A 14,222-nucleotide genomic window follows, 5' to 3' on the forward strand; every position below is an offset into this window, starting at 1 on the left:
GCGGAGAGGATACGCCCGTCCCGTCGAGGGGGCAGTGCGACCGCGCTGGCCGGGGGTGGAGCGACGCTGCCAGGGGGGCTTGGCAGCGCCGCTCCGGTCCCACGCAGCAGCCCTCGGCCGTAGGGGCCTTGGCGAACAGACCTCCGGAATGGACGGCTGTCTTGCGCGGGAACGGGGGAAAGCGACCTGCTCATGGCACGGGTATCCCGGCGCAGCAGATCACCTTTTCGAAGAGCATGAACTGGGCATTGTCCTTGCCCGGCGCATGCTTGGCCGACGACCAGAGCGAGCCCGGTCGACCGATGTTGACGCATTTGCCGCCCTTTACGGGCTCCATGATCTGGAGCTTGTAGCGGCTCTTGGTCCACACCGGCTGCGGCACGAACGAGCAGCCATCTGCGGAGCTGACGGTGAGTGCGCCGAGGCGGCCCATCATAAACACACCGCGCGCGGCAAGCCCGGCCCAGGCCTCGACGCTGTCGTCGAAATGAATGTCGCCGGCGATCGGATACGTCGCGCCCCAGCTTCCCATGCACCAGAAGAGGGGGTCTATGACCTTGCCGGCCGCGGCCGCAGCGCTGTCGCCCATGCAGGCGAGGCCGGCGGCGGGATTACCGAACAATATGCCCTCAGGCTGGATGATCGCACCCAGCGTGACCGACTGCCAGGTCGGCAAGACCTCAGTCATCATGGCAACGTCGAACCCGTCATTCTCGAGGCACGGCAGGTCGGTGAACATGTCGAGCATCGCCCAGACCGGCGAGATGTAATAATGCATCTGCGCAAACATCTTACGGGTGTTGGTGCCATCCGAGATCGACGATTGACTGCCCTGCAGCTTGCCGCCGGTGGGCATCAGATCGGCGCCCAGCGCCATCATGCAGCCGGGCTCGGTCACCACATCGACCATGCGGTTCGGCGACCAGTAGGAGACCTTGACCCCAAACCAGAACTGGATGCCCTTGCGGCAGGCGCAGAGCGGCTTGGACGCGGATTGCGCGTCGAGCGCCTTGTCGAGCTTGTCGAAGCTTCCGACCCGGATGCCCCCGATCGTGATCGGGAAGATGCAGGTCCAGCGCACCTTGGTAATCGGGTTGAACACGGTGCCTGCCTCGCATTTGGAGGCGTGCGCCTCGCTCGGCCAGGCCAAGGTCATCATGAGTCCGATAAGGAGGCCGGCGATAAAGACGGGGAGACGTCCGATCATCGCGCTACTCCTTTCGTCGTGGGTGCAGCCGACCGGCTTTTCGGACCATATTCAGTGAGGATGAGGCGTGTGCCCGATTGCTCGACGATGACCGGCGCGACGGTAAGACCAAGCCGTTGCTTGACCCGTTCTTCCAGGATGTAGATCGGCCGCCCGGTCTTTTCGGACAGGTCGATCGCATCGCCATTCTGGCTGCCCAGCGCGGACAGCAGGATGAAATCGCTGGCCCGCGCGCTGCGGAGTGCCCAGCTCAGGTCGCGCGGATGCACGACGACGAGCCGCTGCGGCAGTTTCACGTATGTGAGCGGATTGAAGGTGAAGCCCTTGGGGTAGAGCGTCTTCCCGTCCGGTAGCGTGATATCGAATTCGAGCGTGTAGAAGGGAATGACGCTACGAATCCGATCGGTGCCGGCCACCCCAAGCGACGCGGCCTTGAGCGCGGTCCACTTGTCGCGCGGTCCGAAGGCCTTGCTCATGTCGCTCGGCAGTGTTGCGACCTTCGCTTCGATCTCGGCAAGCGCATCGGGCTCCGCGATCGGCCAGGTCCGCCCGATCGTGCTGCGAGAGCTTATCGGGCCTGCCGCCGGGCCGGCGAGCGCTGCGGCACCCGCCGCCGCCAGGACGCTGACTGCGATGCTCATGGCCGCAGCAACAGCAAGGATCGGATCGCGGCGAACCCGGCCGGGCAGATTATCGCCCATGGCGCTGCCTCCAATGGGTCTCGGATGGCTCGGGGATGCCGATCAGGGCTGCGACGAACGCCGAGACGGCAAGCGGCGTAAGGATCCAGATTAACAGCCCGGAATCATGATCCAGCGACGACGACATCAGCAGCAGTGCGCTCTGGATCTGCATCAGCAGAAAGCCGCTGACCGTCAGCCGGATCGCCGCCTGCGAGGGCGCGGAAGAGATGAGGCCGTTCATTTGCGGCGCTTGCCGCGCAGGCGGCGCATAAGCTTCGCGGTGCCTGCCGAGAGGCTGAGCAGCAGCAGGCCAGTTGCAAGGCAGGACGCGGCAATAAGCAGCGACGCGCGCAGCACCATCATGGTCGGCTGCTTGAGCAGGAGCCCGGCGACGAGCACCAGCAGGCCCATCATCACGGTCTCGATCATCACGAGCCGGAAGCGCCACTGGAAGGATTCGGCTTCGAAGCGCTCGGCGAGCCGCTGCTCGACGATCAACTCGATCGCTTCATTGTCGGACCAGTTGAGCGGAAGCTGGTCGGGGTGCGGAGTATAGCGGGCCATGGCGATCAGACTCCCGCCTGGCCCGGTGCGGCAGGCGCGCCCAGGATCTGCGAGGGCTCGACGCCGGCCAGGCGGCAGATCGCCTCGAGCGGGGAGAGTCCCTGGCGCATGAGCGCCTCGAAGGCTGCCACCTCGTCGGGCGCCGAGGTATTGATCCAGTAGGAGAAGGGATCGACGACGAGCCGGGCGATGCCCAGACCCAGCGGCGAATCGATGAAGACCTCGGAATAGTTGGGCTTCGAATTGCGGACCGATTTCAGCAGGTCGAGAACGAACCCCGAATAGTCGAGGATCTTGTTGTCGACGGCCCGATCATAGGTCGACCCCTGCAGCAGGAAGCGCGTCGCTGCATTTTCGAGGATCACCTGACCCGTGCCGCCGAATAGCGTGAGGTCGTTCATCGATTGCAGCACGATACCGAACGAACCGCGATACTTGCGCGCGCGTCGATAACCCTGACCAAAGGCTTCGGCGAGGCGCGAGAGGTCCTGTCCGTCTGTACGGGTCATGAACTGGGCCGCCTCGTCGCAGAGCACGAAGCGTGGACGGTCGCGCGCGGAGAGATAAAGCTCCTGCGTGACCGCGTTCACCACCACCATGACGATGACGTTGAACAGGTCGGGCATGGCTTTCAGCCGCTCGAGTTCGAGCACGACGAATTCGTCGCTGCGAATGTCGAGGGTCGAAGGGCCGTTGAAGTAGTGGCCGTAGGCGCCGGCCGATCCGAAATCGCGCAGGTTGAAGGCGAGCTCGCGCGCGGTGGGAACCAAATGTTCCACGCTGTCGAGCGTCGTTTCGACCAGGGAAGGATAGGTGCCGAGCCATTCGCGCACGGCATCGATGCCATTGTCGGCCCGGCCGGTGTCGATCGTCCACTGGACCGCCGACTTCAGCAGATTCCATTCCGACGTCGTCACGCCCTTGCGGGTCGAGGCGTTCGCCATCTCGGCGACGATCGCCACCGCCATGGTGATGGCCGACTGTTTATCGTCGCCATCGAGCGCCAGCCCCATGTCGAAGGGGTTGAGCACCAGATGCTCTTCGCCGATGTCGATGTACCGCCCCGAGCAGAGCGTGCAGAGCTTGCGGTAGCTGCCGCCGATATCGATGATGCGGATCAGCGCGCCGCAGGCGAAATATTGCTGGCACAGGTTGTTGAGCAGGAAGCTCTTGCCGGCGCCACTCTCGGCCGAGACGATGAAATTATAGTTGTTGATGCGCGGATCGAAGAGATCCAGCGTGACGAGTTGGCCCTTGCGTCCCGTGTAGAGCAGGGCGGGGCGGCCGCCGCCGCGGAAATCGGTCTGGATCGGCGCCATCAGCACCGCTGCCTTGACCGGCATGCGGAAGTCACGCTCGAGCAGGCGCAGCGTCGTTCGGTCGGGATAGAGACCGAAGGGCAGGCTCATCACCAGAAGGGTGGGATTGAGATAGCTCTCTTCCTGCATCGAGAAAGGCAGGGGCTCACCCTCCCAGAGCCGCTTGGCGCGCGCGGCGAGATCACGAGCATGGGCGCGGTCGCGCCCGAACACCCAGATGGTCGGGATCACGCGGACGAACTTGCTGTTGCCCGCCTCGTCGAGGATCCAGCCGATCTCTTCGATCTGCTTGCCGACCTCGACCGCAAACGAGCCCGCCGCCTTCTGCGCCGACAGGATCTGCGCGCGCTTGTGGATCTCGAACTGCGAATGGTCGAACAGGATGTTGAGCGTGTAGAGGAACGGTCCGCCGATCTGGTCGCTGTCCTCGGACGCCCCGCGCATCCCGCCCATGAAGCGGTTGGCCCGCTCGGCCGTGATGCGCCGCGCCGGCGCCTTGGGCGTCAGGCAGCGCGCGACCTGGTTGCCGAGGAACACCTCCGCGCCCTCGAACACGAGATCGGGTCCCGCATCGATGATCTGTTTGGCGATCGGCGGCGCGCCGACGGTGGTGCCATCGGCAAACACGCCTGGCGCCGGGTTCGCGACGCCGTTGAAGACGCGGCGATAGAAGGCGACCATCTCCTCGGGCGGCAATCTGCGGATGCCGAGTTTCGACAATTGCTCCTCGACCTGCCGGCGCAGATCCTCGCCGAGCGGTCGCCTTGTCTTGATCGACAGCAATGTCCGGAAGTTTCGGACCGGGATGCCGTGCAGCGCCTTCAGGCCATGGCGGCCTTCGCTGAGATAGGAATGGGTATGCCGCGCCGAGGCCTGGATCAGCGGATCGTCGCGGGTCTTCAGATCGAGGAATGTGTCGAGCGCGCCGTCGATCAGCGGGTCGGCGAAGGTATGAAGCTGGAGGACGGTCCCGTCGGGGAAATGGATGTTGAGCAGGCCCTGCAGCGCGCCCTGGACATGGGCGAACATATAAGCGGTCGGCACCAGCTCCCAAGCATGACCCCAGGTGTCGTCGATGCACAAAAAGGCTTCTGTATCCTCGTCCCACGCGACGAGCGGGAGGTGGTCCGAAAAGCTGTCACGCCGGACGGCGCTGCGCAGGCGCGCATAGCTGAGCGCGCTCATGGGCGCGGCTCCGGAGCAGGGGGCACGATCGCAGGCGCAGCGGGAACGGTCGCGGGTGCCGACTCCCCGTCCGGGCCGGCGGTGTCGCGGATCTGACCGAGGATCGGCGCTTGGGATGCGCGATCTGGCGGGGCGACGAGCGCGCCGCCAACAACCCAGACCGGCTTGTCGATCACCGAATAGACATAGCGCGGCATATAGAGCCGGTCGGGACGCTGGCGATCGGCATAGGGCAGGATCAGCGTGCGCACCGTGCGCGCGGGCTTGAGCATCGGTGTGACCGGGGCTTCGATCAGGCCCTTGAGCTCACGATAGACGCTATCTCGATAGCTGCCATAGGCATTGCCGGCAGCTGCGGCGCGCGAGCGGGTGCCTGTGCGACCCGGGTCCTGGCCCCGCAGCATGGCGCGGTCGTTGGTGACCTTGGGGTCGGATTTTGATGCGACGCCGGCGACCGCATCAGCATAGGCGCGGTCAGGATGGATGCATTGGCCGTGATCGCTGTTTTTGCAGTCGAACTTCTCCGAATAAGGCGACATGATCGAACCGACCGTGGCGCAGCCTGCGAGGCTTGCGAGCAGGCTGGCCGAGAGCAGCGAGCGTTGGAGCGACGGATGGGCCAGCAAACGCATGGCGGTACCTCCTTTGGGGTGGCGCGCGGGGAGCATCAGAACCTGGCTCCGACCGACGGCTTGATTTCGAGAGCAAGGCCCTCCTGGACGACGACCACGACATCCTTGGCGGCGCCGACCTCCACCACCGGCCCGGCTTGCCGGGCGAGATCGAGATAGAAATCGGTGAGCTTGTCCGAAGATTTGGAGAGGCCTCCGGCGACGCCCGACTTGATCGCGTCTCCAGCGTCGAGGCTGCGCACGCTACCGAGCGCCGAGGTCGAGAGGCTGCCGAACGAACCTTCGACGCTCTGAGAGATCCCCGCGATCGTGCCGGCAATGAACGAGCGGGCTAGCGTCGCTCCAGCGCGGGTCACGACTTTGCCCGACAAGCCCTTCTTGCCGTCGGCATCGACGAAGAAACCCTTGATTGCCTGGTCGACCACCGCATGGCTCTCGAAGTCCACGCAGGAGATCGACACCAGCTGGATCTCGACCCGCTCCTTCGCAAGGCTTCCGGTCGCGTTGCCGACTACGAAGCAGCCTGCGAGATTGGCCTTTACCTCGTTGGGGAGGACGGCGGGCGCCTGGACCCGGGCGATGATCGGCTCGGGATTACTGGTCGCGTCCCGGCTCGCCAGCGCGTCGATGCCTGTCAGCAGCCGCGCCTTCATGAAACCAGGTGGCAAATAGATCGTCCGCTTCCCTTTTTTTGACGCAGCCCCGCCGCTCGCGCCTCCCTCCGCTGCCTGGGTGGCCGTCGCGCCGCCGATCGCGCCGATCTGACGTTCCGTTGGTGGCGCCGGCGGAGCCGGCGGCGCGGCAGGTGCGATCGGCGGCGCGGGGATTTCGTCGGCCGCGCCCTTTGCCTCGGGGGGCGCTGGCGGATAGGCAGGTGCCTCGCCGGGTATCGCGGGCGGGAGATCGCCGCCGTCGCCTCCAGCAGGCGCATGAGAACCGGCACCGGGAACGACCTTGCCTTCCTCGATCGCGGTGACCCGGTCGCCGAGCAAGCTCTGCCCGTCGAGAATCTTCTGGAGATCCCCGCGCAGTTTTACTTCGAGGCTGTCGCCGCGAAGGCCCGCACCCATGTCGAGATTGGAGGCCTGGGGCGCCTTGGGCGCTTCCTTCTTCCCGCTGGTGCTGGCGGTGTAGAGGCCAAGGCCGAGCAGCGCGATCGTCGAAACCACGCCCAATTGCTTGGCGCGCAGCTTCTGATCCGACGTCAGCTTCGACCACTGTGCACGGAAATCGAGCAAGGCAGGGCGCGTCGCCATATCGGCGTCGTCGGCACCGCCAGCGGAAGCCGCGACCGGAGATGGCTGCGGAGTGTCGTCTGACGTCGTCATGGCTGAACGCTCCGGCGGACGACGATCAGACGCGCTGTTTCATTGGGACCCAGCGTCAGGCGATCGACCGTGATGGCGAAGATGTCGGCCCCGAGCGCGGTGTCGAGAAAGTCGCGCTCATCGAGCATGGTGGCAGCATTGGCCTGGACGAGATACTCGCTGACCGAGAGGCCCGCGCCCTCGACCTCGAGCCGCCGCCGTTCCGTCAGGGATGCGGCGGGAAGATCTGTGAGGATAAGTCGATCACGCGATGGCGCCACTTCAGAGAAGGAGGCCGGTATCCGGTCCTGCAGGATTGCCAGTGCTATCCCGACCGCCCGCTCTTCCTCGACAAGCGGTCCCAGGAGCGCGTCATTGGCCCGGGCGCGCTGCGCGCCGCCCGGAACCAGCGTCACCGTCTGGGCCGGAATGTCTGCGGGTTCGGCATAGAGCGGGTAGATCGCGCCGTTGCACGAGACGAAGAATTCGGAAGGCGTCGTTACATAAGTGCGCGTCTTGGCCCCCATATCGTCGGTCTCGAGCACGAGGAACTTGACCCAGGCGTCCGAGCCGCCGCGCTCGACGGCGAGACCCTTTTCGGCCGAGAATTTGACGTCCTCGATATCGCCGCCCACGCAGACGATATGATTGACGTCACGATTGGAGAGCCGGATCCGGCTCGTCTGGTCGGGCAGCGCCGCGATCGACTGGGCGAGGGCGGGCGCGGCGAAGGGCAGGGACGCAGCCACTATGAAAAGGACAGGTGCCCCGGCGAGGCACGCAAGCCTCGCCCGATTACCGGATGTCGGCACTGAAATTCTCCTCCTGGAGGGCGGTCAGCCAGAAACGGCCGTTTTCGAGCGCGTAGCGAATGCGCAGATTGCCCCGGAACTTGCGGATGACCCCGCCGATCACGCGGACCTTCTCGACGGGGACGAGGATCTCGCTGCCGTTCCAGCTGACGGGCTGGTCGCTGCGAATATAGGTCGCGATCGAAAGTGTCGGATTGTTGCCGAGTTCGTCCAGCAGGCGGTTCAGGCTGTCGCGCAGGCCGTTATAGGCGCTGGGGTGCGCGATCCGCAGCAGTTCCTGGAACTGCCGGTCGGCGGAATAAGAGGAATAGGTGCCGGCAAGACCGACGATGTTGAAGGTGATCGCGCGGAGATAGCTCTCCGAGGGCTTGTCACCTGTGACATAGAGGTCGCCGTCCGCGCCGAACGGTACGACGACCGTGCGCGTGTTCTGGTTCGAGGTGTAGATGACCGTCCCGAGCACCGCGGTGATGCCGAAGAGGCCTGCGATCGCCACTTTGAGGAGGCGGTTCTCCTCGAAGAGGTTGGCCGACCCCTGCAGATAGCGGTGAAGGTGCCAGCTAGGCCGCGTATCGCCGATCATGTCGGCCTGGGACTTACGCCTGAAAGGATGAGCCATCTCGCCTACTCGAAGAAGCGGGTCTGGGTCGGACCCGGATAGTTGCGGAAGCGGGCAAGGCCCCAGCGCCAGGCCAGGTGCGGGATGAACCCACGGGGCTTGGTCCGCTTCCATGGAATGAAGAGGAGAAGAGCGCCGATGAGCGCCCAGCCGATGATCCCGCCGACGATGACCGCGACGAAGATCGTGGACATGACGACGATGAACTCCTGACTGTCGAACCAGAGGATCTGGACCGGCCGATGCAGGAACTGCGGCAAACGTTCGTCCACGCCCTTCTCCCTTGCTTCACCACGCCGCCTGGCGTGGGGTCCGAAAGGCGACCATCGCCTTCCGTTGCGGTGGGCGGGGGCCGGTCGATCCGGCACCCCGACCTGTCTTCAGATCAGCATGCCGAAGGTCTGGAGGATCGAATCCGCCTTGATGAGGCAGACCGCCGCCACGATCGTCGGGATGCCGATCATGATGTTCGAGAAAAGCCGCGAGACGCCGAAGAGGAAGGCGGCTACGCCGCCTACGAAGCCAAGCGGTCCCTTGACGCCCTGGTTCACGACGATGTCGTAGATGTCGTAACCGAGGTCGCCTGCGGCGGGGGCCTGGAACGCGTAGGCGACGCTGGTACCAGCGATCGCGGCCAGGAGGAAAAGGACGGCCGCGTCGATCGTGCGGAACGTCCTTCCCCGAAGCATAGTCAACATATGCAGTCTCCTTGTGGGTGGGACCGTCCGGAACATGCTTGCCGGTACCGATCTCGGACCGAGACACGTGGCTCGTTCCGACGTGTCCGGCCGGCGGCTGCGCTGGACGGCCCCAAGAGGCGCGCTCCCGCCGGCATCCCGGTCCCCGGCCGCGCTCCGCGCACGCACGAGGTCCGCCAAAATCGTCGCCGGCCGCAGTCAGGGGCTGGGCTGGGGTTTGCGGTTTTGAGCTTCGAGGAAGCTTTCGAGTTCGCCCTGCTGGAAGCCCGACACCAGCTTGCCGTCGACGAACAGCGTGGGCGTGCCCGAGACACCCATCTTGCGGACCGTTTCAGCGTCGCGCGCGACCTTCTCGGCGCCCGCCCGGCACTTGTGCAGAGAGGCGGGCTGCGCGCCGGCATACACGGCCTTGAAGGTTGCCTGCGGATCGGGCGAGCAAAGGATATGCTCAGCCTTCGCAGCTGCCTGCGGATGGATGCCGCTTACGAAATAGACGAGACGCTGCACCGGCTTGCCTTCGGCTTCCTTCGTTAGCCAGAAGCGCTCGAGCGCCTGGCAGTAGGGGCAGTCGGGATCGGTGAATTCTATCACCTTGGGCGCGCCTGCAGGCCCGACCACCAGCGCGTCGGCAGGATTGATGGCGCCGAGACGCTTCCTCGCGCTCGCGTCTTGCGCCAGCGCTGTCAGATTGACCCCGTTCTTGTCGTAGATCGCCGCGAAGAGAAGATGCTGGCTTTCGGGTGCGAAATAGATGACTCGTCCGCCGGCAATGGCCTGATATATTGGCCCCTTGACCGGTGCCGGACCAAAGTCTTCGAAGGTCAGGTTGGTAAAGGTTTGTCGCAATTCACGCTGAGCTTCCGCGGCGGCAGCCGTGAGCGGCTCGGCGCCGCTGTCCTGGGCATAGGTGGGCGTCGTCGCGCAAAGCAACGCTGCCGTGATCAGCTTAGCGCTGCGGAACATGGTTGGACTCCGGACGAACGAGGGAGGTGCGCGCGAAGAGTCGGCTGTCGAGGGTGAGCGATGCGCCGATCTTGACTGCGGTGGGAACCGATGCGGGTTGGGGGCGCGCGTCCTTTTCGCGGATCGCATAGCCGAGATCGCTCTGAACGATGGTGAGCGGTGCGCTGCGGGCGCAAGGGTAGCCTTCCGCGTCGGGCCGATAGGTCTGCGCGCTGGCGGGCACAACTGCTGCGCAGAGCAGCAGAGAGCCCGCAAGCATCGGCAATGGGCATGGAAAGTCCATGGCACACGTCTCCTCGTGGCGCCGCGAGGCGCTGGGGTTCGGGGTTTGGTTGGGCCGGGCGGGAAGGCCGGGACTTATGTCCGTGTGGGCCGCCGATCCGGTACTTCCCAAGGCATGACGATCAGTTGGGACTGCCGCAATAGGGAGGGCACTGAAGTGCCGAAGCGGTGAAACAAAGCATCGGTACGACGGAAGTGGCGAAATGATCTCGCGAAGCGTTGAAAAGATCAGCTTTGGATCAAAGCGGCATTATAGTGCCGCTTTCGCCTCCATTCGTCGTGGAAACGCAACCTTTCGAGGTCGCGGGCGGATGACAACGCATGAGCGAAGGCAGGAGAAGGAGCGATGGTTCGGGCTAGACGCAGTTTCAAGCTCCGGCTTTCACCGGCCGGACTCGATGTGCTCATCGATTCCCATTGCCACCTGATTCGCGTGACGCGCTCCCTTATCGCCTGGGGAACGACCCTTCACGTGGCCGTCGAACATCTGAGCACCTTGTCGACCAGTGAGATCGTCGAACAGATGAAAAAGCATGAACTTGATTGTCTGGGCGGTCCTGAGGAGCATCACGTCGGGGCGTCCAACCGGCTCTGGGATATCGCCACAAGCATCACCGAACGGGTACAGGAGACATCGCCCGACGGCCGCCAACCCAATCTCGGTACAATCTATCTCCTGGCGCTCATGCAAATCCCTAAAGCCGGAAAATCCGACCTGATAGACGCTTTTGATCGCGCTCTGCAGTCGGGAGCACGGACACCTGCTTGCCGTGAGGTCAATGATCTTACTGGATAAATCCAGACAGGTTGGCCGAGGTTGTATCTTGACGGTGGTGGTAAGTACACCTTAGCCTTCGACTTACGGAATTGCCTTGGCGGGCGGAATCTCCCGTAAGGAGAAGCGGATATGTCGCATGATTTAGCGACTTCCGTTGCCGAATGTCCAATCCTGTATGTTAAAGTACAGTCGGGACGGCTCATTGAAGAGGCACGGAAGAAACGGCGCCTGACGCAACGCGATCTGGCGCGGGAACTTGGTATGGGCGTGCGCTGGCTTCGGGAAATCGAAGCCGGTAATCCTCGCTCGCGGCTCGACGACCATCTCCTCTGTGCCTATCGGCTCGGACTGTCGACGGGCCATATCCTGATACCCTTGCTTTTCGCGGGACAGCGGATGTGCTTTCCGCGACAACTTGCGATGGGCGATCTCAGTGATCTCGAGCGGATGTGTATCGAGATGATCGCGCAGCGGAACCTCGATCATCTCACGCGCGCCCTGACCCCGGCATGGCAAGTCGCGGCAATTCCTGCAGGCGCTGGACTATGATGTCGGCCATGGACCCGCCGCTTCATGAGCGCGTGTATGAAGGCCTCAAGGAAGACTACCTTGCGGGCTATTTCACGCCCGGACGACGGATCGATCTCCAGGATCTCGCGAACCGCCATCGGACGAGCAAAACCCCGGTGCGCGAGGCAGCATTCATCATGGTGGGAGAGGGGCTTCTGGTGCATCATCCAGATGGCGGATTCCTCGTCCCCATTACTGAGCCTGCAGAACAGATCGACCTCCTCGCGTGGCATATGCAGTTGATGGCAACGACGCTCTCTTCTCTGCGAGAATCTGCCATTCGTGGGGCTTTTCAGCAAAGCTTGGCGCTTGCCGTCACGCCTTCGGCAGTGTCGGTCGCGAAGCTGGCGACAGGGATATTCACTTCTCTGGTCGATGCAGCGGGAAATCGCCAAGCTTCAAGAGATGTACGACGGATCAATGAGAGACTTCACTACAGTCGAATCGTCGATGCAACGCATCCCCGGACTGCGGAGAAAGAACTGGCCGCCATCGCCAGCCTTGACGTCGCGAACTTGCCCAAGGCCGCGCGTCGGCGGATCGAAACCTATCATCTAAGGAAAATTGTCCACCAACAAAAAATTATCCAGATGCAGGAAACCCTTTAAATATCTATATTTATCAAATGGATCGGCTGGAGGATGCGTCCTTTTGCGATTAACATAGATCTCGGGAAGCAAGCTTGGCGGATATCGCGCCAAACTGTCGCGAAATATCAGCGCCAGCAGATATTCAACTGCTCTACCTTTGGATCGCCGCTCATTTGCAGCGGTTGATGAGGAGCATGGAAATGGAACGCAAAGACGAACACGATTCCGACGAGCTGATCGACCTCGGCTCTGTCTCCCAGGAGACCAAGGGCAATTCGGGAGGGCTGGGGGACACGGTCATCCAGCGGCAGCTGATGGGAATCGGTCTCGAGGACGACTGAACATCCTTTGGCGCGCGTCGGACCCCGGCGCGCGCCACTGTTTCGGGGGCCAGATTGATGTACTTTCGACTGAGAGATGGGCTCTATCACTGCCAGGCAGGCCGCCGCGTGATATTCCTCGATCTGATCCACGACCGATATTTTGCTTTACCCCAGGCGTGCGGATCCGCCTTCCAAAAACTCGTCAGCCGACGCGGTGAGGGCTTCGATGGTGCTCACGAAGCGCTTTCTTTGCTGATAGGACGAGGCAATCTGATCGAGACTCTGGTCCCGGACGGCTCGCTGTCCGCTACTGTCATCCACTCTGTGGAAATTGACCACCAGGCGCGTAAACTGCCAACGGTCCACATGCCCACCCTGGCTCTCGCGCTATATTGGGAGCTGATCATCTCGATTCAGCTGCGAAGCCGGGCGCTATCAGCGGTCATCAGACGTGCGGCGGAAATTCCTTCCCAGTCGCGGCTTGGCTCCCCGGCGACAGGATCCCGACTGTCCAGAATGGTGTCTGCGTTCGAATATACTGCCTTCGTCTTTGGCCGGACAAACCGTTGTCTGGCGCGATCGCTGGCGATGTTTTCCTTCTGTCGCGCGCGTGGGGTCCCTGTCCACTTCGTCATTGGAGTGCGGTCAGATCCATTTGCGGCGCATGCATGGGTGCAGAAAGATGCCGTGGTGCTCAACGACACCGCCGAGCAGGTCAATCTCTACACGCCGATCCTGGTCCTCGAATGAGCGTCCAGTTCGTCGCGCGGATAGCCAGTCGAGGCCTGGTTTGCGACGCGGACGGTGACCGTCCGACGATATCTCCCCTTTGCAGACAGGATATCATGCCGGGGTTCCGCCTGGACATCAGCGATCCCTGCGCGCTGATCACCTTCCCAGAGGAAAAAGGTTGCATCATCGGTACGTTGTTCCACCGCTACGGGCCACAGGAACGCATTGAACAACTTGAGCCGGCCGAGGTCGAGGCCATCGGCAGATCCAAAGGGGAGCACCTGCTCCGGCGGTACTGGGGCCGATATGTTGCATTCATCCGGTCGGAAAACGCGCTTTCCGTTATTCGCGATCCTTCTGGCGCCATGCCGTGCTACCACACGAGCCATGGCCGCGAACTTGTCTTGGCGTCTGCGCCGTCTCTGTTCTGCGCTGCCGGATTGCCAAGCCTATCGATCGACACAACGGGAATTGCCAGAGCGCTTTTAATCGCGGGTATGCCCGAAACCAGGACTGCGCTCATCGGCGTCGGTCAACTTCTCCCGGGCACTTCTTTGGAAATCGAAGGGTCACGTACCACGACGGCTATCCGATGGGACCCTTGGGAGTTCGTTGGTTCCCTGGATGATCGATCGCCGGACGAGGTCGCAGCAGATCTTCAAAGAACCGTCCAATCCTGCGTTTCCGGCTGGGGAAGGCTCTACAACAAAGGGCTTCTGACCATCTCAGGAGGCCTCGACTCTTCTATCGTTGCCGCATGCCTTCGCAATGTCGGAAACGATCTGTCGCTCCTGACGCTCACAACGGACGATCCACTCGGTGACGAGAGAGCGTTCGCTCGGACCATGGCGTCATACCTGGTGACGTGCTCCCCAAAGCTCTACCAGTCATAACTGGAGTCCGGGGTTGGTATGGTGCCCCTCGGGGCGGTGTTGCACAACCCGCCTGGCAGCATCGG

19 protein-coding genes are annotated in these 14,222 nt (G+C 63.1%); 6 read left to right on the plus strand and 13 right to left on the minus strand.

The annotated features are described in order from the left end of the window. Positions 1 to 190: 190 nt before the first annotated feature. The 13 genes from DI605_RS15265 to DI605_RS15325 form a co-directional block, all read right to left on the minus strand. Positions 191 to 1,159 (minus strand): TraU family protein, encoded by a 969-nt coding sequence (locus DI605_RS15265; protein WP_293975640.1) that lies wholly within the window; start codon positions 1,157 to 1,159, stop codon positions 191 to 193. Positions 1,160 to 1,203: 44 nt separating this feature from the next. After that, positions 1,204 to 1,908, minus strand: a complete 705-nt coding sequence (locus DI605_RS15270; protein WP_293975588.1) for a conjugal transfer protein TraW — start codon at positions 1,906 to 1,908, stop codon at positions 1,204 to 1,206. Next, positions 1,898 to 2,131, minus strand: a complete 234-nt coding sequence (locus tag DI605_RS15275) for a hypothetical protein (RefSeq protein WP_293975589.1) — start codon at positions 2,129 to 2,131, stop codon at positions 1,898 to 1,900. Before DI605_RS15275 ends, DI605_RS15270 begins: the two co-directional genes overlap by 11 nt. Continuing rightward, positions 2,128 to 2,454 (minus strand): hypothetical protein, encoded by a 327-nt coding sequence (locus tag DI605_RS15280; protein WP_293975590.1) that lies wholly within the window; start codon positions 2,452 to 2,454, stop codon positions 2,128 to 2,130. Before DI605_RS15280 ends, DI605_RS15275 begins: the two co-directional genes overlap by 4 nt. A 5-nt stretch (positions 2,455 to 2,459) precedes the next feature. Then, positions 2,460 to 4,958, minus strand: coding sequence for a TraC family protein (locus DI605_RS15285; RefSeq protein ID WP_293975591.1), 2,499 nt, complete (start codon positions 4,956 to 4,958; stop codon positions 2,460 to 2,462). Next, positions 4,955 to 5,590: a TraV family lipoprotein gene (locus tag DI605_RS15290; protein WP_293975593.1), complete on the minus strand. Its 636-nt coding sequence runs from the start codon at positions 5,588 to 5,590 to the stop codon at positions 4,955 to 4,957. Before DI605_RS15290 ends, DI605_RS15285 begins: the two co-directional genes overlap by 4 nt. Positions 5,591 to 5,625: 35 nt before the next feature. Further along, positions 5,626 to 6,846 (minus strand): TraB/VirB10 family protein, encoded by a 1,221-nt coding sequence (locus DI605_RS15295; protein ID WP_367120061.1) that lies wholly within the window; start codon positions 6,844 to 6,846, stop codon positions 5,626 to 5,628. A 68-nt stretch (positions 6,847 to 6,914) separates the two neighbouring features. Continuing rightward, complete coding sequence (locus DI605_RS15300; protein ID WP_293975597.1) at positions 6,915 to 7,646, minus strand: type-F conjugative transfer system secretin TraK; 732 nt, start codon at positions 7,644 to 7,646, stop codon at positions 6,915 to 6,917. 46 nt (positions 7,647 to 7,692) lie between these two features. Beyond that, positions 7,693 to 8,328, minus strand: coding sequence for a TraE/TraK family type IV conjugative transfer system protein (locus DI605_RS15305; protein WP_293975599.1), 636 nt, complete (start codon positions 8,326 to 8,328; stop codon positions 7,693 to 7,695). Positions 8,329 to 8,333: 5 nt separating this feature from the next. After that, positions 8,334 to 8,600 carry a type IV conjugative transfer system protein TraL gene (locus tag DI605_RS15310; protein ID WP_293975601.1) on the minus strand — a complete coding sequence of 89 codons (267 nt, stop codon included), beginning with the start codon at positions 8,598 to 8,600 and terminating at the stop codon, positions 8,334 to 8,336. Between the two features lie 108 nt (positions 8,601 to 8,708). Further along, positions 8,709 to 9,026 carry a hypothetical protein gene (locus DI605_RS15315; protein ID WP_070157096.1) on the minus strand — a complete coding sequence of 106 codons (318 nt, stop codon included), beginning with the start codon at positions 9,024 to 9,026 and terminating at the stop codon, positions 8,709 to 8,711. Positions 9,027 to 9,224: 198 nt separating this feature from the next. Then, positions 9,225 to 9,989 (minus strand): DsbC family protein, encoded by a 765-nt coding sequence (locus DI605_RS15320; RefSeq protein ID WP_293975606.1) that lies wholly within the window; start codon positions 9,987 to 9,989, stop codon positions 9,225 to 9,227. Then, a complete protein-coding gene (locus DI605_RS15325) occupies positions 9,973 to 10,272 on the minus strand; it encodes a hypothetical protein (protein WP_293975608.1) in 300 nt (99 codons plus the stop codon). The genes DI605_RS15320 and DI605_RS15325 overlap by 17 nt, the downstream gene beginning before the upstream one ends. A 345-nt stretch (positions 10,273 to 10,617) precedes the next feature. Here DI605_RS15325 and DI605_RS15330 point away from each other — a divergent pair, with 345 nt between their 5' ends. From DI605_RS15330 to DI605_RS15355, 6 genes are all read left to right on the plus strand, one after another. Next, positions 10,618 to 11,067, plus strand: coding sequence for a hypothetical protein (locus tag DI605_RS15330; RefSeq protein ID WP_293975609.1), 450 nt, complete (start codon positions 10,618 to 10,620; stop codon positions 11,065 to 11,067). A gap of 111 nt (positions 11,068 to 11,178) precedes the next feature. Continuing rightward, positions 11,179 to 11,598: a helix-turn-helix domain-containing protein gene (locus DI605_RS15335; protein ID WP_293975610.1), complete on the plus strand. Its 420-nt coding sequence runs from the start codon at positions 11,179 to 11,181 to the stop codon at positions 11,596 to 11,598. Then, complete coding sequence (locus DI605_RS15340; RefSeq protein ID WP_293975612.1) at positions 11,595 to 12,227, plus strand: GntR family transcriptional regulator; 633 nt, start codon at positions 11,595 to 11,597, stop codon at positions 12,225 to 12,227. Before DI605_RS15335 ends, DI605_RS15340 begins: the two co-directional genes overlap by 4 nt. A 74-nt stretch (positions 12,228 to 12,301) precedes the next feature. Beyond that, positions 12,302 to 12,550, plus strand: coding sequence for a benenodin family lasso peptide (locus DI605_RS15345; protein WP_293975614.1), 249 nt, complete (start codon positions 12,302 to 12,304; stop codon positions 12,548 to 12,550). 57 nt (positions 12,551 to 12,607) lie between these two features. Further along, the gene (locus tag DI605_RS15350; protein WP_293975616.1) at positions 12,608 to 13,282 is read left to right on the plus strand and encodes a lasso peptide biosynthesis B2 protein; all 675 of its coding nucleotides are present in this window, start codon (positions 12,608 to 12,610) and stop codon (positions 13,280 to 13,282) included. Further along, positions 13,279 to 14,157 carry an asparagine synthase-related protein gene (locus DI605_RS15355; RefSeq protein ID WP_293975618.1) on the plus strand — a complete coding sequence of 293 codons (879 nt, stop codon included), beginning with the start codon at positions 13,279 to 13,281 and terminating at the stop codon, positions 14,155 to 14,157. The genes DI605_RS15350 and DI605_RS15355 overlap by 4 nt, the downstream gene beginning before the upstream one ends. Positions 14,158 to 14,222: the final 65 nt, after the last annotated feature.

It is taken from the genome of Sphingomonas sp., assembly GCF_003248515.1.
Classification (GTDB): Bacteria; Pseudomonadota; Alphaproteobacteria; order Sphingomonadales; family Sphingomonadaceae; genus Sphingomonas_I.